The sequence below is a fragment of the Lentzea terrae genome (genome assembly GCF_003265345.1).
GTDB lineage: Bacteria > Actinomycetota > Actinomycetes > Mycobacteriales > Pseudonocardiaceae > Lentzea > Lentzea terrae.
On record NZ_QFWW01000040.1, the window covers coordinates 1 to 533 of the forward strand.

Annotated in this window: 1 protein-coding gene; it reads left to right on the forward strand. The window is 66.0% G+C overall.

Features of this window, described 5'->3' with window-relative positions; all coding sequences use genetic code 11:
* Window positions 1-524, forward strand: a 524-nt coding sequence (locus DI276_RS47595) for an integrase core domain-containing protein (protein ID WP_157985387.1), incomplete at its 5' end; no start/stop codon positions are given.
* Window positions 525-533: the final 9 nt, after the last annotated feature.

Consider the following 533-nt stretch of genomic DNA (forward strand, 5'->3'; position numbering starts at 1 on the left):
AAAAGATCGGCAAGATCCCGCCCGGCGGCGGCTGGCGCGCCCACGGCCGCAGCCTGCGTCCCAACACCCATCGACGCCTGGGCTACGACTACGTCCACGCCGCCATCGACGACCACTCCCGGCTCGCCTACGCCGAGATCCTCCACGACGAACGCGGCACCACCTGCGCCGCCTTCCTGCTCCGCGCCACCGCGTGGTTCGCCCAGCAGGGCATCCCACGCATCCACCGCGTCCTGACCGACAACGCCAAGAACTACCTGATCTCCCGCGACTTCGCCGCCGCGATCGCCACGATCGGCGCCCGCCACAAAACCATCAAGCCGCACTGTCCTTGGCAGAACGGCAAAGTCGAGCGCTTCAACCGCACCCTGCAGACCGAATGGGCCTACCACGAGATCTTCCTCGACAACGACGCCCGCACCACCGCACTGGCGCCCTGGCTTGATCACTACAACACTGAACGCGGTCACACCGCACTCGATGGCCACCCACCCATCAGCCGCGTTCAGTCACCAACCTCATGACCAAGTACA